Source organism: Pseudomonas sp. W5-01, from assembly GCF_046540435.1.
In the GTDB taxonomy this organism is placed as follows: domain Bacteria; phylum Pseudomonadota; class Gammaproteobacteria; order Pseudomonadales; family Pseudomonadaceae; genus Aquipseudomonas; species Aquipseudomonas graminis_B.
Window position 1 is genome coordinate 742,147 of sequence record NZ_JAXCIP010000001.1, and the last position, 19,719, is coordinate 761,865.

At 62.6% G+C, this 19,719-nt stretch carries 14 protein-coding genes; 4 read left to right on the plus strand and 10 right to left on the minus strand.

The window, feature by feature from the left end; translation table 11 throughout:
• Positions 1 to 92: 92 nt before the first annotated feature.
• Entirely contained in the window at positions 93 to 560 is a 468-nt protein-coding gene (locus SLW75_RS03235; RefSeq protein ID WP_065990584.1) for an Lrp/AsnC family transcriptional regulator, read from the minus strand.
• 211 nt (positions 561 to 771) lie between these two features.
• Between SLW75_RS03235 and SLW75_RS03240 the strand changes: the two genes are divergently transcribed.
• Positions 772 to 4,257, plus strand: a complete 3,486-nt coding sequence (locus SLW75_RS03240) for an indolepyruvate ferredoxin oxidoreductase family protein (protein ID WP_410933524.1) — start codon at positions 772 to 774, stop codon at positions 4,255 to 4,257.
• Positions 4,258 to 4,429: 172 nt separating this feature from the next.
• Here SLW75_RS03240 and SLW75_RS03245 read toward each other — a convergent pair whose 3' ends face one another.
• From SLW75_RS03245 to SLW75_RS03275, 7 genes are all read right to left on the minus strand, one after another.
• Positions 4,430 to 6,406, minus strand: a complete 1,977-nt coding sequence (locus SLW75_RS03245; protein ID WP_410933525.1) for an acetyl/propionyl/methylcrotonyl-CoA carboxylase subunit alpha — start codon at positions 6,404 to 6,406, stop codon at positions 4,430 to 4,432.
• Entirely contained in the window at positions 6,406 to 7,257 is an 852-nt protein-coding gene (locus tag SLW75_RS03250) for a gamma-carboxygeranoyl-CoA hydratase (RefSeq protein ID WP_410933526.1), read from the minus strand. The genes SLW75_RS03245 and SLW75_RS03250 overlap by 1 nt, the downstream gene beginning before the upstream one ends.
• Before the next feature lie 17 nt (positions 7,258 to 7,274).
• A complete protein-coding gene (locus tag SLW75_RS03255) occupies positions 7,275 to 8,882 on the minus strand; it encodes a carboxyl transferase domain-containing protein (RefSeq protein ID WP_410933527.1) in 1,608 nt (535 codons plus the stop codon).
• A 16-nt stretch (positions 8,883 to 8,898) separates the two neighbouring features.
• Positions 8,899 to 10,062, minus strand: coding sequence for an isovaleryl-CoA dehydrogenase (locus tag SLW75_RS03260; RefSeq protein WP_065990591.1), 1,164 nt, complete (start codon positions 10,060 to 10,062; stop codon positions 8,899 to 8,901).
• A gap of 689 nt (positions 10,063 to 10,751) precedes the next feature.
• A complete protein-coding gene (locus SLW75_RS03265; RefSeq protein WP_410933528.1) occupies positions 10,752 to 11,651 on the minus strand; it encodes a hydroxymethylglutaryl-CoA lyase in 900 nt (299 codons plus the stop codon).
• A 54-nt stretch (positions 11,652 to 11,705) separates the two neighbouring features.
• Positions 11,706 to 12,086: a MerR family transcriptional regulator gene (locus SLW75_RS03270; RefSeq protein WP_410930152.1), complete on the minus strand. Its 381-nt coding sequence runs from the start codon at positions 12,084 to 12,086 to the stop codon at positions 11,706 to 11,708.
• Positions 12,087 to 12,318: 232 nt separating this feature from the next.
• On the minus strand, positions 12,319 to 13,263 hold the full coding sequence (locus SLW75_RS03275; protein WP_192131770.1) for a LysR family transcriptional regulator: 945 nt from the start codon (positions 13,261 to 13,263) through the stop codon (positions 12,319 to 12,321).
• A 157-nt stretch (positions 13,264 to 13,420) separates the two neighbouring features.
• Here SLW75_RS03275 and SLW75_RS03280 point away from each other — a divergent pair, with 157 nt between their 5' ends.
• Entirely contained in the window at positions 13,421 to 14,653 is a 1,233-nt protein-coding gene (locus tag SLW75_RS03280) for an acyl-CoA dehydrogenase (RefSeq protein WP_369317843.1), read from the plus strand.
• Between the two features lie 52 nt (positions 14,654 to 14,705).
• Here the strand turns inward: SLW75_RS03280 and SLW75_RS03285 are convergent, their stop codons facing one another.
• Together SLW75_RS03285 and xthA are read right to left on the minus strand one after the other, a co-directional pair.
• On the minus strand, positions 14,706 to 16,061 hold the full coding sequence (locus SLW75_RS03285; RefSeq protein ID WP_410933529.1) for a substrate-binding domain-containing protein: 1,356 nt from the start codon (positions 16,059 to 16,061) through the stop codon (positions 14,706 to 14,708).
• Positions 16,062 to 16,191: 130 nt separating this feature from the next.
• Complete coding sequence (gene xthA / locus SLW75_RS03290) at positions 16,192 to 17,004, minus strand: exodeoxyribonuclease III (RefSeq protein ID WP_296312121.1); 813 nt, start codon at positions 17,002 to 17,004, stop codon at positions 16,192 to 16,194.
• A 220-nt stretch (positions 17,005 to 17,224) separates the two neighbouring features.
• On the opposite strand from xthA, the gene SLW75_RS03295 reads away from it, so the two are divergent.
• On the plus strand, positions 17,225 to 17,875 hold the full coding sequence (locus SLW75_RS03295; RefSeq protein WP_410933530.1) for a GNAT family N-acetyltransferase: 651 nt from the start codon (positions 17,225 to 17,227) through the stop codon (positions 17,873 to 17,875).
• A 66-nt stretch (positions 17,876 to 17,941) separates the two neighbouring features.
• Positions 17,942 to 19,672, plus strand: a complete 1,731-nt coding sequence (locus tag SLW75_RS03300; protein WP_192131762.1) for an autotransporter assembly complex protein TamA — start codon at positions 17,942 to 17,944, stop codon at positions 19,670 to 19,672.
• The last annotated feature ends 47 nt before the right edge of the window (positions 19,673 to 19,719 follow it).

The following is a 19,719-nucleotide window of genomic DNA, read 5'->3' on the forward strand; positions in this document are numbered from 1 at the left end:
TGCTTTTTTCGCGCCCCTGTGAAAAGAGTTTTTCCCGTGGGCGGTTTTTGCCTTCGCCTCTCCGTCAGCCTGCAGCTCAGCAAATCGGCAGCCTAGTCGATGGGCAATTCTGTCGTACGCTTCACCACACTCATCGCGATGTTCGAATGCGCTTCCTGCACATGGGGGCTTTGCAGCAGGTGGTCGCGCAGAAAACGCTCGTAGCTGGCGATGTCCTGCACCACCACCTTGAGCAGGAAATCCATGTCGCCGGCCATGGTGTAGCACTCCAGCACCTCTCGAAACCCGGTGATCGCCTCCTCGAACTCCGTCAGGTACTTGCGCCCGTGCCCGGACAGCTTGACGTCGACGAACACGGTCATGGTCAGCCCGAGTTTGGCCGGGTTGAGCAGGGCGACTTTACGCTCGATGATGCCTTCTTCTTCCAGACGATTGATGCGCCGCCAGCAGGGCGATTGCGAGAGTTCGACGCGCTCGGCGATCTCGGCGGCGGACAGATTGGCGTCGTGCTGCAACAGACGGAGGATCTTGCGATCGATGGGGCTGAGCTTGACCTGCATGAATTGACCCTTTTTTATTCTTGAACGGGAACGGGCATGCACGATATGAGCAGATTCGCGTCGATTTAGGAAGAAAAAGCCTCTGCCGCGCAGGCAGTATTTTGTCTGTGACCGTCGGGCTGAACCGTCCTGACGGCGAGGCGCTGGCAAGGCTGCACACGCCACTGGCGCCGCATTCAAAACGCACTAATAAAAACAAAGGAGTGCCTGAATGTCCCTGGCTGATATTCGTCTGGACGATAAGTACCGACTCGCAACCGGCAATCTGTACCTGACCGGAACCCAGGCGCTGACCCGCCTGCCGATGCTGCAGAAGCAGCGCGATGAAGCCCGCGGGCTCAACACCGCCGGGTTTATCTCGGGCTATCGCGGCTCGCCGTTGGGCAACCTCGACAAGAGCCTTTGGGACGCCAAGGATTATCTCCAGCAGAACGCCATTCATTTCCAGCCGGGCGTCAACGAAGAACTCGCCGCGACGGCGGTCTGGGGCAGTCAGCAAGTCAATCTGTTCCCCCACGGCAAGTACGATGGCGTCTTCGCCCTCTGGTACGGCAAGGGCCCGGGCGTTGACCGCTGCGGCGACGTGTTCAAGCACGGCAACTCGGCCGGCGTCGCCGAAAAGGGCGGCGTGCTGATCCTCGCGGGCGACGACCATGGCTGCAAATCGTCGACCATCGCGCACCAGAGCGAACACGCGTTCATCGCCTCGATGATCCCGGTGCTCAACCCCAGCAACGTCCAGGAAATCCTCGACTACGGCATCATCGGCTGGGAGCTGTCGCGCTACAGCGGGTGCTGGGTGGCGATGAAAACCATCGCCGAAAACGTCGATTCCTCAGCCGTGGTCGAAGTCGATCCGCTGCGCATCCAGACCCAGATTCCCGAAGACTTCCAGATTCCCGAAGGCGGCCTGCACATTCGCTGGCCCGACCCGCCGCTGGCTCAGGAAGCCCGGCTTAATACCTACAAAATCTACGCCGCCCGCGCATTCGCCCGGGCCAACAATCTCAACAAGGTGGTGATAGATTCCCCACAGCCGCGCCTGGGCATCATCACCACCGGCAAGTCGTACCTCGACGTGCGTCAGGCCCTGGAAGAACTGGGTATCGACGAGGACCTGTGCGCGTCGGTGGGCATACGCGTGCTCAAGGTCGGCATGAGCTGGCCGCTGGAGCCGGTGTCAGTGCACGGCTTTGCGGAAGGGCTGGACGAAATCCTGGTGGTCGAGGAAAAACGCAGCGTGATCGAGGATCAGCTCACCGGTCAGCTGTACAACTGGCCGGTGGATCAGCGCCCTCGCGTGGTCGGTGAGTTCGATGAAGAAGGCCGCTCGCTGTTGCCCAACCTGGCTGAACTGACGCCGGCAATGATCGCCCGCGTCATCGCCAAGCGCCTTGCGCCGATCTACAGCAGCCCGAAAATCGAGGCACGCCTGCAGTTTCTGGCCGACAAGGAAAAAGCCCTCGCCGCGCCGCTGTTCAACACCCAGCGCACCCCGCATTTCTGCTCCGGCTGCCCCCACAACACCTCGACCCGCGTACCCGAGGGCAGTCGCGCCCTGGCCGGTATCGGCTGCCATTACATGACCATCTGGATGGACCGGGAAACCGAGACGTTCACCCAGATGGGCGGTGAGGGCGTGACCTGGATCGGCCAGGCGCCTTTCACTGAAACGCCCCACGTGTTCCAGAACCTTGGCGACGGCACGTACTTCCACTCCGGGCACCTGGCGCTGCGGGCGGCCGTCGCGTCGAAGGTCAATATCACCTACAAGATTCTCTATAACGACGCCGTCGCCATGACCGGTGGCCAGCCCATCGATGGCGTGTTGCGGGTGGATCAGCTCAGCCGGCAGGTGTTCAACGAAGGCGTTCAGCGCATTGCGCTGGTCTCGGATGAGCCGGAGAAATACCCGAGCAGCGAGCAGTTTGCACCGATCACCACCTTCCACCACCGCAGCGACCTGGACGCCGTGCAGCGCGAACTGCGTGAGTTCAAGGGCGTGTCGGTGATCATCTACGACCAGACCTGCGCCACGGAAAAACGCCGTCGCCGCAAACGCGGCACGATGGTCGATCTGGACAAGCGCGCCATCATCAACCCGGCCGTGTGCGAAGGCTGTGGCGATTGCGGCGTCAAATCGGGTTGCCTGTCGGTGCTGCCGAAGGAAACACCGGAAGGGCGCAAGCGCGAAATCGATCAGAGCGCGTGCAACAAGGATTTCAGCTGCGTCGAGGGCTTTTGCCCCAGCTTCGTGACGGTGCACGGCGGCAAACTGCGCAAGCCACAGTTGCCCAAGCAGGCCCAGGCCTTCGCGGAGCTGCCGCAGCCGACGCTGCCGAGCCTCGATCAGCCATACAACATTCTGCTGCCGGGTGTGGGCGGAACGGGCGTGACCACTGTCGGCGCGATGCTGGGTTACGCGGCCAATCTGGAAGGCAAGGGGTGCAGCGTGCTCGACCAGGCCGGTCTGGCACAGAAGTTTGGCCCGGTGGTCAGCCACATTCGTATCGCCGCGCGCCAGGAAGATCTGTTCGCCGTGCGCATCGCGGCCGGTGAGGCGCATCTGCTGCTGGGCTGTGACCTGTTGGTGGCGTCGGGCCCTGATGCCATCGCCAAGCTCAACAGCGCGAAAAGCCATGCAGTGATCAATAGCCAGCAAACGCCAACGGCTGAATTCACCCGCAATCCCGACGCTGAATTTCCGGCCGAAGCGATGATGCAGACCATCCGCGAAGCCGTCGGCGCTGATAAAACGCATTTCGTGCAAGCGACGGATCTGGCGACCAAACTGATGGGTGACAGCATCGCCAGCAACCTCTTCATGCTGGGCTATGCCTTCCAGCTGGGACTGATTCCGCTGACCTCTGCAGCCATCGAAAAAGCCATCGAGCTCACCGGCGTGGCGGTCAATCTGAACCAGCAAGCGTTCCTGTGGGGGCGTCGTGCCGCGTTTGACCTCCCGGCGGTGCAAGCGGCCGCCAATCCGCAGACCCAGCCAACGCCGGACCCTGAGCACCTGACCCTGGAGGAGCGTGTCACGCGCAATGTTCACGGTTTGATCGCCTATCAGAATGGTGCGCTCAGCGAGCGGTACCTGACGCTGGTGAACCGTGTGCGGGAGGCCGAAGCGCGGCTGTTTCCGGGCCAGCCGCCTGCGTTGACCGAGGCGGTGGCGTTTAACTACTTCAAGCTGCTGGCCTACAAGGACGAGTACGAAGTGGCGCGGCTGTACAGCAACGGCGATTTCACCCGTCAGCTGCAAGCGCAGTTCGAAGGCGATTACCGCATCGAGTTTCATCTGGCGCCGTCCTGGCTGGCCAAGCGTGACCCGAAGAACGGCGTGCCGCGCAAACGCAGTTTCGGGCCGTGGATGCTGAAGGCGTTCGATGTTTTGGCGCGATTCAAATTCCTGCGCGGCACGGTGCTCGATCCGTTCGGCCGCAGCGTTGAGCGTCGACAGGAGCGCGAGTTGATTGATGCGTATGTGGGCGACATCGAGCTGATCCTTGGCCACCTGAGTGCCGGCAATCGGCACACCGCGCTGAATCTGGCGCGCCTGCCGGAGCGGATTCGCGGCTATGGTCACGTCAAGGAAAGCGCGATGAAAGCGGCGGCACTGCAGGCGGCACGGATGCGCCAGAGCCTGGTCAGTGGTGAGGTTGAAGTGCTGAAGTTGTATGAAGTAGCGGCGTAAAGACAGGGAGGAGGCCGGTCAGGCCTCCTTTTATCGCACTGGATGCATCGCTTAGTAGGACCGGCTTTAGCCGGGAAGAGGCCAGTTTGTCCACCCTCAATGGCGCGGCGTGACTGCTGGCGCTTTCCCGGCTGCACGCGGTCCTACATAACTGCAGCCGGCCAGCAGCCGATCATTCGGCCTGTACCACAGCTTCCAGTTCCACCAGCACTGTCCCTTCCTTGACCATCTCACCTTCGCTGCAATACAGCGCTGTCACGGTGCCGGCGGTGTTCGCGCGGATGCTGTGTTCCATTTTCATCGCTTCCAGGACCACAAGCGGAGTGCCGACCTGCACCTGTTCGCCCACGCCGACCAACACCCGAACGATGCTGCCGTTCATGGGGGCGGTGAGGCCGCCGTGGTGGCCGTGGTTTGAATCCACGTCGGCAATCGGGTCAACCGGGCGGATCCCATGCACATCGCCCTGCCATTGCAGGTAAAGCGTGTCAGCCCGGCGGATCGCAAGGGTCTGCCGGCGCACGCCATCCCGCTCGATCAGCAGGTGCTCGCCATTCAGCCGAACGCCCTGCTGCGAGTCACCACGCAGCACAATGCTTCGGTTCTCTGTGCCACACGCTAGGTGCAACGTCACTTCGCTCGGGCCGCCCAGGCGCAGCCCGGTGCGGGCCGACCAGGGCGAATGGGCGTCGTCGGCTCTGACCGTCACTGGCGCGGTGCTCAGGTATGCCTGTGCCGCCAGCTGCCAGAATTCCTCTGTCAAACCCTCGGCCGCTGGCAGCAGCTCGTCTTGATAGCGAGGGATAAAACCGGTGTCCAGCTCGGCGTCGGCGAAGGCCGGGTGGGCGATGATGCGGCGCAAAAACCCGAGGTTGGTACGCAAACCGCCGATGGCAAATTCGTCGAGCATCGCCAGCAATCGCAAGCGCGCTTCTTCGCGGGTCTGGCCCCAGGCAATCAGTTTGCCGAGCATCGGGTCGTAGAACGGCGAGACCTCGTCGCCTTCTGCCACGCCGCTGTCGACGCGACGCCCCCGCCCCGCAGATGATTCGCGATACAGCGTCAGCGTCCCGGTGGCGGGCAAAAAGTCGTTGGCCGGATCTTCCGCATACAGCCGCACTTCAATCGCGTGGCCGTTCAGCGGCACTTCCGCCTGGGTGATCGGCAGCGGCTCGCCCTGGGCCACGCGAATCTGCCAGGCCACCAGGTCCAGCCCGGTAATTGCCTCGGTCACCGGGTGCTCGACCTGCAGGCGCGTGTTCATTTCCATGAAGAAGAAATCGCCCCGGGCGTCCAGCAGAAACTCCACCGTGCCGGCGCCGACGTAGCCGATCGCCTGTGCCGCGCGCACCGCCGCTTCGCCCATGGCCTGACGCATGTGCGGTGTCAGGCCCGGCGCCGGGGCTTCTTCGACGACTTTCTGGTGCCGGCGCTGAATCGAGCAGTCGCGCTCGTTGAGGTACAGGCAGTGGCCGTGCTGGTCAGCGAATACTTGAATCTCCACGTGGCGCGGCTTGAGCACGTACTTTTCGACGAGCATGCGCGAGTCGCCAAACGACGACTGCGCCTCACGTTGCGCGGACGCCAGCGCCTCGGCCAGATCCTCGTCGCGCTCGACCACCTTCATGCCCTTGCCGCCACCGCCGGCGGTGGCCTTGAGCAGCACCGGGTAGCCGATGCGGGCGGACGCTTCGCGGAAGGTCGCGGCGTCTTGGGCCTCGCCGTGGTAGCCGGGCACCAGTGGCACGCCAGCGGTTTCCATCAGCGACTTGGCCGCTGATTTGCTGCCCATGGCGTCAATGGCCGAGGCGGGCGGGCCAAGGAAAATCAGGCCGGCCTGTTCCACCGCGCGGGCAAAACCTGCGTTTTCCGAGAGAAACCCATAACCGGGATGGATGGCCTGGGCGCCGCTGGCTTTGGCTGCTTCGATCAGCTTGTCGATTTGCAGATAGCTTTCGCTGGGCTTGCTGCCCCCGAGGTTCACCGCGATGTCCGCCTCACGGACGTGCCGCGCGTTGCTGTCGGTGGCGCTGTGGACGGCGACGGTGGTCAGGCCCATGGCCTTGGCCGTGCGCATGACGCGGCAGGCGATTTCGCCACGGTTGGCGATCAGCACCGAATTCAGTGGTTGCATGTGCGGGACGCTCATCAGTGCGACTCTCCTTGTGGGGGCCGCGGGCCTTGCAGCGGTTGGGATAGCGTGCGGGGTTCGCCGCGCCAGGCGGGTTCGCGCTTCTGCAGAAACGCGCGCAGACCTTCCTGGCCTTCGGCGCTGACGCGGATGCGCGCGATGGCGTTCTCGCAATAGCGGCGCAGGGCAGGGGTCAGCTCACCGTCGGCGACTTCGCGCAGCAGGTCTTTGCTGACGCGCATGGCCTGGGGGCTGTTGAGCATCAGGTTGGCGATCCAGTGTTCCAGGTGCTGTTCCAGCTCGGCAGCGGGGTAACACTCGGCCAGCAGGCCGATTTCCCGCGCCCGGGTACCGTCGAAACGTTCGGCGGTCAGCGCGTAGCGTCGCGCGTGACGTTCGCCAATCGCCTGCACCACGAACGGGCTGATCACCGCCGGAGCAAGGCCGATCTTCACTTCCGAGAGGCAGAACTGCGCGTCATCGGCGCCGATGGCCATGTCGCAGCAACTGATCAGGCCCAGTGCGCCGCCATAGGCCGCGCCTTGCACGACGGCGAGGGTCGGCGCCTTGAACTTGGCGAGGTTGTACATCAACTCACCCAGCTCGCGGGCATCGCCCAGGTTGGTGTTGTAGTCGAGGTTGGCCGACTCCTGCATCCAGGCCAGGTCGGCACCGGCGCTGAAGTGTCGGCCGCGTCCGCGCAACAGCAGAAAGCGAAGGCTGTCGTCCTTCTGCAGCTGATCCAGAGCAATGATCAGCTCGCGAATCATCTGCGCGTTGAAGGCGTTGTTTTTCTCCGGCCGATTGAGCCAGAGCGTGGCGAACCCACGAGGGTCGAGGACGATGTCGAGTGTGGCGAAATCATTCATGGGGCGAGTCTCTCGGGTCACATCCGGAACACGCCGAAGCGGGTCGGTTCGATGGCAGCGTTGAGCGAGGCGCTGATGGCAAGGCCGAGAATGTCGCGGGTCTGGGCGGGGTCGATGACACCGTCGTCCCACAGCCGGGCGCTGGAATACCAGGGGTGGCCCTGATGCTCGTACTGATCGAGGATCGGCTGGCGCAATGCCGCTTCTTCCTCGGCACTGAAGGTCTGGCCGCTGCGTTCGGCCTGTTCACGTTTGACCTGCACCAGCACGCCGGCGGCCTGTTCGCCGCCCATGACGCCAATGCGCGCGTTGGGCCACATCCACAGAAAGCGCGGGTCATAAGCGCGGCCGCACATGCCGTAGTTGCCCGCGCCAAAACTGCCGCCGATGATCACCGTAAACTTCGGCACGTTCGCGCACGCCACGGCAGTCACCAACTTGGCGCCGTGCTTGGCGATGCCCCCGGCCTCGTACTTCTGGCCGACCATGAAGCCGGTGATGTTCTGCAGGAACAACAGCGGAATGCCGCGCTGGCAGGCCAGTTCGATGAAGTGCGCGCCTTTCTGCGCGGCTTCGGCGAAGAGAATGCCGTTGTTGGCGAGGATGGCGATCGGGTAGCCGTGCAGATGGGCGAAGCCGCACACCAGCGTGGTGCCGAACAGCGCCTTGAATTCATCGAACACCGAACCGTCCACCAGCCGCGCGATGACTTCGCGCACGTCGAACGGCTGCTTGGCGTCTGCCGGGATCACGCCGTACAGCTCGTCATCCCCATATAACGGCGCCTGAGGCGGGCGGGTCTGCAACTGGCCGAGCTTGCGCCAGTTCAGGTTGGCCACGCAGCGCCGTGCCAGCGCCAGTGCGTGGTCGTCGCTGTCGGCGTAATGATCGGCCACACCGGAGATTTTGCAGTGCACATCGGCCCCGCCGAGGTCTTCGGCGCTGACCACTTCGCCTGTTGCGGCTTTCACCAGCGGCGGCCCGGCGAGAAAGATGGTTGCTTGTTCGCGGACCATGATGGTTTCGTCGGCCATGGCCGGCACATAGGCGCCGCCCGCAGTGCAGGAACCCATGACCACGGCGATCTGGGCGATGCCCTCGGCGCTCAGGTTGGCCTGATTGAAGAAGATCCTGCCGAAGTGCTCGCGATCTGGGAACACCTCGTCCTGGCGGGGCAGGTTGGCGCCGCCGGAGTCCACCAGGTAAATGCACGGCAAGCGATTCTGTTGGGCGATGGTCTGGGCGCGCAGGTGTTTTTTCACGGTCAGCGGGTAGTAGGTGCCGCCTTTCACCGTGGCGTCGTTGGCGATGATCATGCATTCGACGCCTTCGACCCGGCCAATGCCGGCGATTAGCCCTGCAGCCGGGACGTCTTCGCCGTACACGTCATGGGCGGCGAGCTGGCTGAGTTCGAGGAAGGGCGAGCCGAGATCCAGCAGGCGGTTGATCCGCTCCCGGGGCAGCAGTTTGCCCCGGGAGGTGTGGCGTTCCTGCGCCTTGGCACCGCCGCCGCGCTGTACGTGGTCGAGCAGGCCGTGCAGGGCGTCAAGTTGCTTGCGCATGGCCTCGCTGTTGGTGGCGAATTCCGGCGAGCGCGGGTTGATCTGGGTGTGCAGAGTGGTCATGGGGCCTCCGGCGCTGTCAGCGGGTTTCGTTGAACAGCTCACGCCCGATCAGCATGCGGCGGATTTCGCTGGTCCCGGCGCCGATCTCGTAGAGCTTGGCGTCGCGCAGCAGTCGTCCGGCGGGGAATTCGTTGATGTAGCCGTTGCCGCCGAGAATCTGGATGGTGTCCAAGGCAAATTGCGTGGCGCGCTCGGCGGCGTAGAGGATCACCCCGGCGGCGTCCTTGCGCGTGGTCTCGCCGCGCTCGCAGGCCTGGGCCACGGCGTACAGGTAGGCGCGGCTGGCGTTGAGCTGGGTGTACATGTCGGCAACCTTGCCCTGGATCAGCTGGAACTCGCCGATGCTCTGGCCGAATTGTTTGCGGTCGTGAATGTAAGGCAGGACGACGTCCATGCACGCCTGCATGATCCCGACCGGCCCGCCCGAGAGCACGACGCGCTCGTAATCCAGGCCGCTCATCAGCACCTTCACGCCGCCGTTGAGCGCGCCGAGCAGGTTTTCTTCCGGCACTTCGACGTCATCGAAGAACAGCTCGCAGGTATTGGAGCCGCGCATGCCGAGCTTGTCGAACTTGTTGCCTCGGGAGAAGCCGTGCCAGTCGCGTTCGACGATGAACGCGCTGATGCCGTGGGCGCCTTTTTCCAGGTCGGTCTTGGCGTAGATCACGTAAGTGTTGGCGTCAGGGCCGTTGGTGATCCAGGTCTTGCTGCCGTTGAGCACGAAGCGGTCGCCCCGACGGTCGGCGCGCAGCTTCATCGAGACCACGTCGGAGCCGGCGTTGGGTTCGCTCATCGCCAGGGCACCCACGTGCTCGCCGCTGATCAGCTTGGGCAGGTAGCGGGCTTTCTGTTCGGGGGTGCCGTTGCGGTTGATCTGGTTGACGCAGAGATTGGAATGGGCGCCGTAGGACAGCGCCGCGGAGGCAGAACCCCGGCTGATTTCTTCCATGGCGATGACATGGGCCAGGTAGCCCAGGCCTGCGCCGCCGTACTGCTCATCGACGGTGATGCCCAGCAGGCCCATGTCGCCGAACTTGCGCCACATGTCGGCGGGAAAGAGGTTGTCTTTGTCGATCTGTGCGGCACGCGGGGCAAGCTCGGCGGCCACGAAGGCCCGCACCTGGTCGCGCAGCATGTCGAGGGTTTCGCCGAGGCCGAAATTGAGCGTGGGGTAATTCATGGACTGCATCCCGTGTTGTTATTGGAGGGCTGACAGGGGGAAAAGAAACTGCGTCACCTTTACGTTAACGTAAGCCTGCAGTCGTGGTGATGTCAACGACGATGAAGTGCTGTCGCTGGGGATAATCGGGAGGGGAGGTTTACGAATGACGAATAGCACGAAGGGGAGCCTGGGCTCCCCTTCAAGTTCGATTGCATGCTCGTTTTTATTAGTAAGTGGCCTGTTGTTGTTTTTGGCAGCCAGCTTCTTTTTCTTTTCTGAGCGACCCCCAAGCGGGGCCAAGAGCAAACGTATTTTTTTGAGCGCTGATCCGCTTCGATCTTTCGATCCGACTCGTCTGGTAGCTGCCTGAACGCAGTTTTATTGTTCTCAGTCCGGTCGTGAGGCCAGAGCCTCAAGTAGAGCGATCCACTCCAAAAAAATCAGTTAGCTGCGTCTCTGTCCGTGTTGTTCTTGTTATGTCAGAGCCGATACGTCTTGTTTTTATTGGGTCATTGCATTTGTTATTTTTGTTGTACGTAAGACATAGCAGAAGCCATGCCAACTTTTCAGAGTTCCCGGTTTGCGGGGCTTTGCGGATTTCACCGGCCTTGATTCACTACTGAATCTGTCGCCAGGTGTTTCCGTGTTACCCGTTTCCCTGAACACGATGGCGGGCAGGGTAACACTGTGTGACAAGTTGTCGCACATCAGGCCGACAGACGTGCCTTCGCCACCCGTGACCCATTTGCCCGACCGAGGGTGTCGCTGATGCGCTGACCGGCTGCAATCAGCTTGTCCAGATCGATACCCGTCTCAATGCCGAGGCCGTTCAGCAGGTAAACCACGTCCTCGCTGGCCACGTTGCCGGTCGCGCCTTTGGCATAGGGGCACCCGCCGAGGCCGGCCACGGAGCTGTCGAACACGTGAATGCCTTCCAGCAGGCTGGCGTAGAGATTGGCCAGCGCCTGGCCGTAGGTGTCGTGGAAATGCCCGGCCAGCTTGCGCCGGGGGATCTGTCCGGCGACCACGTCGAACAGCGTGCGGGTGGCGCCCGGCGTGCCAGTGCCGATGGTGTCGCCCAGGGAGACCTCGTAGCAGCCCATGGCGAACAGCTCGTTGGCGACTGACGCCACTTGCTTCGGTGAAATGTCACCTTCATAGGGGCAACCCAGCACGCACGACACGTAGCCGCGAACGCTGATGCCGTGCAATCGCGCGGCTTCCATGATCGGCACAAACCGGTCCAGGCTCTCGCTGATCGAGCAGTTGATGTTGCGCTGGGAGAACGATTCCGAGGCGGCGGCGAATACCGCGACCTCTTTCACGCCCGCTGCCAGCGCGTCTTCGAATCCGCGCAGGTTGGGTGCCAGCGCGGCGTAGGTCACGCCTTCCTTCGGCTGGATGCCGGCGAACAGTTCAGCGGAGCCGGCCATCTGCGGCACCCATTTCGGCGACACGAAACTGCCCGCTTCGATATAGCTGACGCCCGCATCGGCGAGGTCGTGCACCAGTTGCAGCTTGTCGCTGACGCTGACCGGGCGGGATTCGTTCTGCAGGCCATCCCGAGGGCCGACTTCAACCAGACGCACACGTTGAGGGAGAGACATAGCGGCATCGTTCCTGAAAGATTTGGCTTTAGGTTGTTGTTCTATGGGACTGAATCAGCTGGATATTTCCAGTGCGGCCTTGCAGCGTTCTTCTGCTGTGTCGAGCTCCAGTTGCATGTGTTGAATGTCCAGAAGCTGCTGATCCAGCTGCGCGCGACGCTCGGCGATTTTTTCCAGCATGGTGCTCAATTGTTTGTGGTTGCCGCCGTCGGGGTCGTACAGACCGATGAGGTCGCGGCACTCAGCGAGGGAAAAGCCGATGCGTTTGCCGCGCAGAATCAGTTTGAGGGTGACCTTGTCACGGGCCGAATATACCCGCTCCATCCCCCGGCGTTCGGGGCTGAGCATGCCTTGTTCTTCGTAGAAACGGATGGTGCGGGTGGTGATGTCCAGCTCGCGGGCGAGGTCGGAAATGCTGTAGGTGGTGGCGGTCATGGCAGTGCTCGATACGGAAGGCCTGGGCGTAACGTAAGTGGGGCTTTACGTTAACGTCAAGGGTGTTATCAAACACTGGACAGCTTTTGCCAATCGTAGGATGGCGTTTTGAATGTAGGACCGGCTTCAGCCGGGAAAGGGCCAGCAGCGACACCGCAAAATGGATGGTGTCCGCAAGGGCCTCTTCCCGGCTAAAGCCGGTCCTACGTTGACCGCAGGCGCCGCTGAACCTTCACTTCACTGCTTCAAGGGCCTTGCCCAATTTACGTTCCTGGGCGGTAACGAGTTGGCAGAGCTCGATGATCTGCTCACGCATCCAGCGGTTGGCGGGGTCCTGATCGGTGCTTTCGTGCCAGTAGAGGTGGGTTTCGACGGTCGGCACGTCGTTGACCGGCAGGTACACGAAATGCAGGTCATTGCGCCGGGCGAAGCGCTCGGGAACGGTCATCACCATGTCGGTTTGCTGCAACACCTGCGAGGCCATCAGGTAATGCTGCGAACGCAACGCCACCTTACGCTGGATACCCATTTTTCCGAGCGCCAGATCCACATAACCCAAGCCACTGCGCCGGCTGGAAATATGAATGTGCGCGACGCCGAGGTAGTCATCCAGGCTGATGGCCTCCTTGTTCGCCAGCGGGTGGCCACGGCGCATGGCGCACACGTAGCGGTCTTCCATCAACTTGACGTGGCGCACCTGGGGGTCGGTATTCAACGGCGCATCTACGGCGAAATCCAGTCGGCCCGCCGCGAGTTCCTTGGTCGTCTCCCGGCGCTTGGACAGAAAGCTTTCGATGGTTACGGCGGGCGCCAGGCGCCGCAGCCGTTGGAACAGTGCCGGCAGAATCACCGCTTCGGTGAGGTCGGTCATGCTGATGCGGTAATTCTTGTTGGCCTGCAGCGGATTGAAAATCCGGCTCTCCTGCACCGACACCCGCAGCAGCGACAGGGCGTTGCGCACCGGGCCGATGATGTTCTGCGCCATCGGGGTGGGCACCATGCCCTGGGCGGTGCGCACGAACAGTGGATCGTTGAAGGTTTCGCGAAGGCGCGACAGGGCGTTGGACACCGCAGGCTGGGTGATGCCGACGATCTGACCGGCGCGGGTCAGATTGGCTTCGGTGTAGATGGCGTCAAACACAATAAAGAGATTGAGATCGACCTTGCTCAGGTTCATTGCTGTGCGCCTCGTGCAGTTCTTGTTGTTTGGAATGCGCCGAATCATATATCGGTTATGAATGTTTATACACGCCGAGAATAGGTTAGATAAATGGGGGGCGCTGATCTAGCATCGGCTCACGACCTGACAACACCTCATAGAAGGCAGCCGCCCCATGGATTTCGCTTACTCCCCCAAGGTTCAGGCACTGCGCGAGCGCGTGACGGCCTTCATGGACACTCACGTGTACCCCGCCGAGCCCGTGTTCGAGCGCCAAGTGGCTGAAGGCGACCGCTGGCAGCCGACGGCGATCATGGAGGCGCTCAAGGCGAAGGCAAAGGCCGAGGGGCTGTGGAACCTGTTCCTGCCGGAATCCGAATGCGGGGCAGGGCTGTCGAATCTCGAGTACGCGCCGCTGGCGGAGATCATGGGCCGCTCGCTGCTCGGCCCGGAGCCGTTCAACTGTTCGGCGCCGGACACCGGCAACATGGAGGTGCTGGTGCGCTACGCCAGTGAGGCGCAGAAGGAACGGTGGCTGGAACCTTTGCTGCGCGGCGAGATTCGCTCGGCGTTTGCGATGACCGAACCCGATGTGGCGTCCTCGGATGCCACCAATATGGCCGCGACCGCAGTGCGTGATGGCGATGAGTGGGTCATCAACGGCCGCAAATGGTGGACCTCCGGCGCCTGCGACCCGCGCTGCAAGATCATGGTGTTCATGGGCCTGAGCAACCCGGACGGCCCGCGTCATCAGCAGCATTCGATGATCCTGGTGCCGACTGACACGCCAGGGGTAAAAATCCTGCGGCCGCTGCCGGTGTTCGGCTACGACGATGCGCCCCACGGTCACGCCGAAGTGCTGTTCGAAAACGTGCGCGTGCCTTACGAAAACGTCCTGCTGGGTGAAGGACGTGGTTTCGAGATCGCCCAGGGTCGCCTTGGCCCGGGCAGAATTCACCATTGCATGCGCTCGGTCGGGATGGCGGAGCGCGCGCTGGAACTGATGTGCAAACGCTCGGTGCAGCGCACTGCGTTTGGCCGGCCGCTGGCGCGACTGGGGGGCAATATCGACAAGATCGCCGACTCGCGCATGGAAATCGACATGGCCCGGCTGCTGACCCTGAAAGCGGCCTACATGATGGACACCGTAGGCAACAAGGTGGCGAAGAGCGAGATCGCGCAGATCAAAGTGGTCGCGCCGAACGTCGCTCTGCGGGTGATCGACAGGGCGATCCAGATGCATGGCGGTGCGGGGGTGTCCGGCGATTTCCCGCTGGCCTACATGTACGCCATGCAGCGCACCCTGCGCCTGGCCGACGGCCCGGACGAAGTCCACCGCGCGGCGATCGGCAAATTCGAGATTGGCAAGTACGTGCCCAAGGAGATGATGCGCAGCGAACATCGGTGACCGACCACGACGTCGCCAGTAAGCCGTACAGTGCTGGCGGGCTTGAACCGCATCACTCCACCCACACCTCCACCCGGCGGTTCTTGATCCGGCCTTCATCGCCGTCATTGGTCGCCACCGGCATTTCGTCGCCGAAGCCGCGCACTTCACGCAGCACCACCTGATGTTTCAGCAACTCCCGGCGCACTGCCATCGCGCGCAGTCTGGACAGCAACTGCGCTCGCGCCGGGTCGCTCTTGGCATCGCCAAATCCCACCAGCGTGACCTTCTGATCCAGCTTGTCATGGGCCTTCAGGTAGTCGACCACGCGCTTGAGATCAAGCATGGCCTTGGTGTCGAGGGTCGCGCTGCCCTGGGCGAAACGGAAATTCACCGACAGCCGCTCGGCCTCCCGCGCCAGATTTTGATACGCCAGCGGCATCTGCGTCGTCGCCCGCACTTTTACCGCCTGCACCGTCTGCGCCACAAACCCGTTTTGCGCCACGATGGACTGTCCCTGCGGACTCTGGGCGAACCGCACCAGCGCCTTGGCCCAGCGCTGCTTCGCCTCAGGCGGCAGGTAGAAATACAGACGGCGTGACAGCGGATAGTCTTCGGTGGCGATCAGGCTGACCGTGGGCAGCATCGGTTTGGACTCGCCATCGATGATCGCCACGGCCTTGGCCTGCCGGACGTAGGGCAGGCCGATGAAACCGATGCCCTGGCGGTCCTGGCTGACCTGATCGGACAATTCCTCGCTGGACTCGAACCGCCGGGCCTCCTTCGACAACGTCTTGCCTGACTTGGCCAGCACCAGCTCGTTGAAGGTGTCGAAGGTGCCCGACTGCTGATCCCGCGCATATAAATGAATGGCCCCGGCAGTGCCGCCCAATTGCTCCCAATCGCGGACCTCCCCGGCAAAGATTTTCGCCAGTTGCACTGTGCTCAGCTCCCGCAGCGGGTTGCCGGGATGGAGAATCACCGCAACGCCGTCGATGGCGATGACCTGCTCGACCTGATGGCTGCGCAAGTCGCCCAAGGCTGCCAGCTCCATGGCTTCACTGTTTTTGATGGGGCGCGAGGAGGCTGCTACATCTGCCAAGCCGTCCTTCAGGGCCGCGAACCCTGTGCTCGATCCGTGTGCCGCAATGTCGATGCTGACATTCTGGCCGGACGGCAACTGGGCGGTGATACGCCGCTCGTTGGGGTGCGCGCCCGCTTGTTCCTGAATGGACTGTGCGCCTTGCTGCGCCAGCAGGCCTTTGACCAGCGCCGGCCCCAGTTGCGCGCCAATCGTGTTCGATCCCTGAATGCGCAAGGCCGGCGAGCCGTCACTGGGCGCGGGCAGGGCAGCGGCGTGTGTATTTACCGAAAAAGCGAAGAGTGAAGCGAGGAAAATGAAAACACCGGTGCGCAGCATGTGCGGCATCTTTATAGGAGTGGAGGTGGCCGGAGAATAAGACAGGCCAATGACGCGCAGATGACAGCCCGCGGCTTATAGCGCCTCGGACGATGAAGCCGCGGGCAGGGCGCCGCGCGGCTCACCTGTGATGGTTCGGTTATTCCAGCTCAAGCCAGATCGGCGCGTGGTCGGAAGGCTTGTCCATCGACCGCAAATGGTAGTCCACGCCCGCCGCCTTGATGCGCGGTTGCAGGCCATGGGACGTGAGGATCAGGTCGATGCGCAGGCCACGCTTGGGCTCGTCTTCAAAGCCGCGGCTGCGATAGTCGAACCAGCTGAACTGATCGACCACTTCCGGGTACAAGTGACGGAAGCTGTCCACCAGGCCCCAGTTCTTCAGCTTGCCGAGCCACTCGCGCTCTTCCGGAAGGAAGCTGCACTTGCCGGTTTTCAACCAGCGCTTGGCGTTGTCGGCGCCAATGCCGATGTCGCTGTCCTCCGGGGAGATGTTGACGTCGCCCATCACCACCAGCGGCTGGTCGTTGCTGAATTTCGTTTCCAGCAGGTTCTGCAGATCTGCATAGAAGCGCAGCTTGGCCGGGAACTTGGTCGGGTGATCACGGCTTTCGCCTTGTGGGAAATAGCCGTTCATGACCGTCACCGGATTGCCGTTGCGATCAGCGAATGCGCCCCAGATGAAACGGCGCTGGGCCTCTTCGTCGTCGTTGTCGAAGCCCTTGTGGATCGCCAGCGCCGGCTGACGCGAGAGCAGGGCGACGCCGTAGTGACCTTTCTGACCGTGGAAGTGCACGTGGTAACCCAGCGCTTCGATATCGGCCTGGGGAAACTGCTCGTCGGACACCTTGGTTTCCTGCAGGCCAATGACGTCGGGCTGATGTTTCTCGATCAACGCCGCCAGTTGATGCGGTCGGGCGCGAAGGCCGTTGATATTAAAAGACACAATTTTCATGGGCGGCGCTCCTAGCAGCTCCTTACAAATACAAACGGCGATGCTAGCCGACCTGCCCGGCCACGGCCAGCGTCAGAGGCGCTGTGTGCGACGGCGGTTGCGCTGTGTGCATTTCTGATCGGCGGCCACGTCGCGGGAACTGCGCTGGCGGGCGGCGACTCGAAGCCTTGAAGTCAAGCACCCGAGCGGCCGCCCCGGGGCTCATCAAAGGACGCACACCATGCCTGAACTGCCTAGCGAAACGGCGGAGATCCGTCAGCTCGACAGCGGCTACTCCCGCGAAACCCGCGCGCTGTTGTACCTCGCCTACCGCCAGGAGCCGAGTTTTGCCTACCTCTTCGAATCCTGCCGCTCCGGCTACGACCATCGGGTCAAGGCGACCATTCGGGCGCTGGTCAAACAGCACTATCTGCAGGACCTGCCGGCGTTGGGGCTGTTCGTGGCGGACCGCCTGGTCAGCGTTGCCCTGATTGCGCCTCCGCAGCGGCGGCTGGGCATCACCGAAAGCTGGGCCTGGCGCATTCGCATGTTGATGACCACCGGCCTGCGCTGCACCCAGCGCTATCTGGAGTACTACCACGCCGTGCTGGCCTGCGTGCCTTCGGAAGCGGTGCATGTCCTGCCGTTGTTCGGCGTCCATCCCGACTTCCAGGGGCGGCACTACGGCGAGCGGTTGCTCCTGGCGTTGCATGACTGGTGTGCCCAGGACAGAAATTCCCAGGGCATCGTCCTCGACACCGGCAATGTCGATTATCTGGAGTTCTATAACCGACAGGGTTATGAGGAAATCGGTGAGGTGGCAGTAGGACCTGTCCGCGAACACATCTTTTTCCACCCAAATCCGCAGGTTTCATTGGGTTCTGTGGCCTGAGCCGCGCACGCTTCTCCATTTCCGCGGGTTCCAGCAGCCCGCGTCGCTCGTGTAGCATTCGCGCCTATGAAGTTTCCCCATCGATACACCAGTGGCTTTCTCCTGATGTTGTCCAGTTGCGCGGCGTTTGCCGATGCGCAGCTGGAAGTCCGGGTCAAGCCGTCCAATGCCGCGCTCAAGTCCAACATCGAAGGGTATGTGGGCAGCCTCGGCGAGCGCGACGAGCCAGCGCTCGAACGCTTCAGCGTCGGGGCCGTCGAGCAGGCGCAAAAGGCCGCTCAGGCCCTTGGCTATTATCAGGCGCAGATTGACAGCGAAGTCCGCCACGTCGACAACAACCTGCAACTGCTGTTGAAGGTTCAGGCCGGCGAGCCTGTGCACCTGCGCAACGTGTCCATCCGCGTGACCGGGCAGGCGACCCAGCTTAAAAGCTTCCGGGTGCCGAAGGGTGACGCCCTGAAGCCCGGCGCGGTGCTCAACCATGGTGTCTACGAGGACGCCAAGCACCTGATCGAAACCCAGGCGGCGCGCTACGGCTTTTTCAAGGGCCGGTTCGTGACCCAGCGCCTTTCCGTCGACCCGCGCGCCGGTGTCGCCGACATCGAACTGGTCTATGACAGCGGGCCGCGTTTCTCCCTTGGCAAAGTGACCTTCAGCGGCGACGCGCCATTCGATGAAGACTTGCTGCGGCGCATGGTGCCGTTCAAACAAGACACGCCCTACGACTCCGAACTGATCGCCGAACTCAATCAGGCCATGCAGTCGAGCGGCTATTTCGAAGGCGTTCGGGTCAACGCATCGCCCACCGATGCCCAGGCCCAGGTCATTCCGGTCGACGTGCAGTTGCAGACCCGCAAGCCGCGGACCATGGGGCTCGGGGTCGGCTATTCGACCGACGTCGGCCCACGGGTAAAGGCCAACTGGACGCGCCACTGGGTCAATCCCCAGGGCCACAGTTATGGCGCCGAGGCGGAAATCTCCGCCCCTCGGCAGAACGTCGGCCTGTTCTACGACATCCCGCTGGACCCGCCCCTGACCGACAAATTGCGATTTGCCGGTGGCTATCAATATGAAGAAATCGCCGACACCGACAGCCTCAGCAAACTGCTGACCGTTGGGCCCGAATGGCACAGCAAACTGCCCAGCGGCTGGGAGCGCGTGATATCGCTGAAGTGGCAGCGCGAAGAATACCGGCTGGGCAACGACGAAGGCCTCAGCACCTTGCTCATGCCCGGCGTCAGCTATTCGTACCTGCGCAGCGACAACCGCATCGACCCGCACAACGGCTACCGGCTGCGGTTCGACACCCAGGTCGCCAAGGAAGGGCTGGGTTCTGACGCCAACCTGCTGCACGGCACGGTGATGCTCAAAGGGCTGACCACCGTGGCGCAGAACCACCGCTTCCTCGGGCGTGTGCAGGTTGGCGGCAGCGCCAGCAACGGCTACAAGTCGATCCCGCCATCCCTGCGCTTTTTTGCCGGTGGCGACCAGAGCGTGCGCGGCTATGACTACCAATCGCTGTCCCCGGAGAACTCCGACGGTGACAAGATCGGCGGCCGTTACATGATCGCCGGAAGCGCCGAGTACCAATACTCGATCGCCGAAAAATGGCGGGTGGCGGCGTTCGTCGATCAGGGCAACTCGTTCAATTCACTGGACCTGCCGAGCCTGAAAACCGGCGTCGGCATTGGCGTGCGCTGGGTGTCGCCGGTGGGGCCGCTGCGCCTCGACCTCGCCCACGCGCTGGATGAAGACGGCGGTATTCGTCTGCACTTCTCGATGGGACCTGAACTGTGACGAAGCTGGCTTTGTTGAAACGCACCGCGGCAATCACGGCGATTACG

Excerpts from the sequence above, each read along its gene's own strand:
- SLW75_RS03235 (WP_065990584.1), bottom strand. The coding sequence starts at position 560 with ATGCAGGTCAAGCTCAGCCCCATCGATCGCAAGATCCTCCGTCTGTTG.
- SLW75_RS03240 (WP_410933524.1), top strand. The coding sequence starts at position 772 with ATGTCCCTGGCTGATATTCGTCTGGACGATAAGTACCGACTCGCAACC.
- SLW75_RS03245 (WP_410933525.1), bottom strand. The coding sequence starts at position 6,406 with ATGAGCGTCCCGCACATGCAACCACTGAATTCGGTGCTGATCGCCAAC.
- SLW75_RS03250 (WP_410933526.1), bottom strand. The coding sequence starts at position 7,257 with ATGAATGATTTCGCCACACTCGACATCGTCCTCGACCCTCGTGGGTTC.
- SLW75_RS03255 (WP_410933527.1), bottom strand. The coding sequence starts at position 8,882 with ATGACCACTCTGCACACCCAGATCAACCCGCGCTCGCCGGAATTCGCC.
- SLW75_RS03260 (WP_065990591.1), bottom strand. The coding sequence starts at position 10,062 with ATGAATTACCCCACGCTCAATTTCGGCCTCGGCGAAACCCTCGACATG.
- SLW75_RS03265 (WP_410933528.1), bottom strand. The coding sequence starts at position 11,651 with ATGTCTCTCCCTCAACGTGTGCGTCTGGTTGAAGTCGGCCCTCGGGAT.
- SLW75_RS03270 (WP_410930152.1), bottom strand. The coding sequence starts at position 12,086 with ATGACCGCCACCACCTACAGCATTTCCGACCTCGCCCGCGAGCTGGAC.
- SLW75_RS03275 (WP_192131770.1), bottom strand. The coding sequence starts at position 13,263 with ATGAACCTGAGCAAGGTCGATCTCAATCTCTTTATTGTGTTTGACGCC.
- SLW75_RS03280 (WP_369317843.1), top strand. The coding sequence starts at position 13,421 with ATGGATTTCGCTTACTCCCCCAAGGTTCAGGCACTGCGCGAGCGCGTG.
- SLW75_RS03285 (WP_410933529.1), bottom strand. The coding sequence starts at position 16,061 with ATGCCGCACATGCTGCGCACCGGTGTTTTCATTTTCCTCGCTTCACTC.
- xthA (WP_296312121.1), bottom strand. The coding sequence starts at position 17,004 with ATGAAAATTGTGTCTTTTAATATCAACGGCCTTCGCGCCCGACCGCAT.
- SLW75_RS03295 (WP_410933530.1), top strand. The coding sequence starts at position 17,225 with ATGCCTGAACTGCCTAGCGAAACGGCGGAGATCCGTCAGCTCGACAGC.
- SLW75_RS03300 (WP_192131762.1), top strand. The coding sequence starts at position 17,942 with ATGAAGTTTCCCCATCGATACACCAGTGGCTTTCTCCTGATGTTGTCC.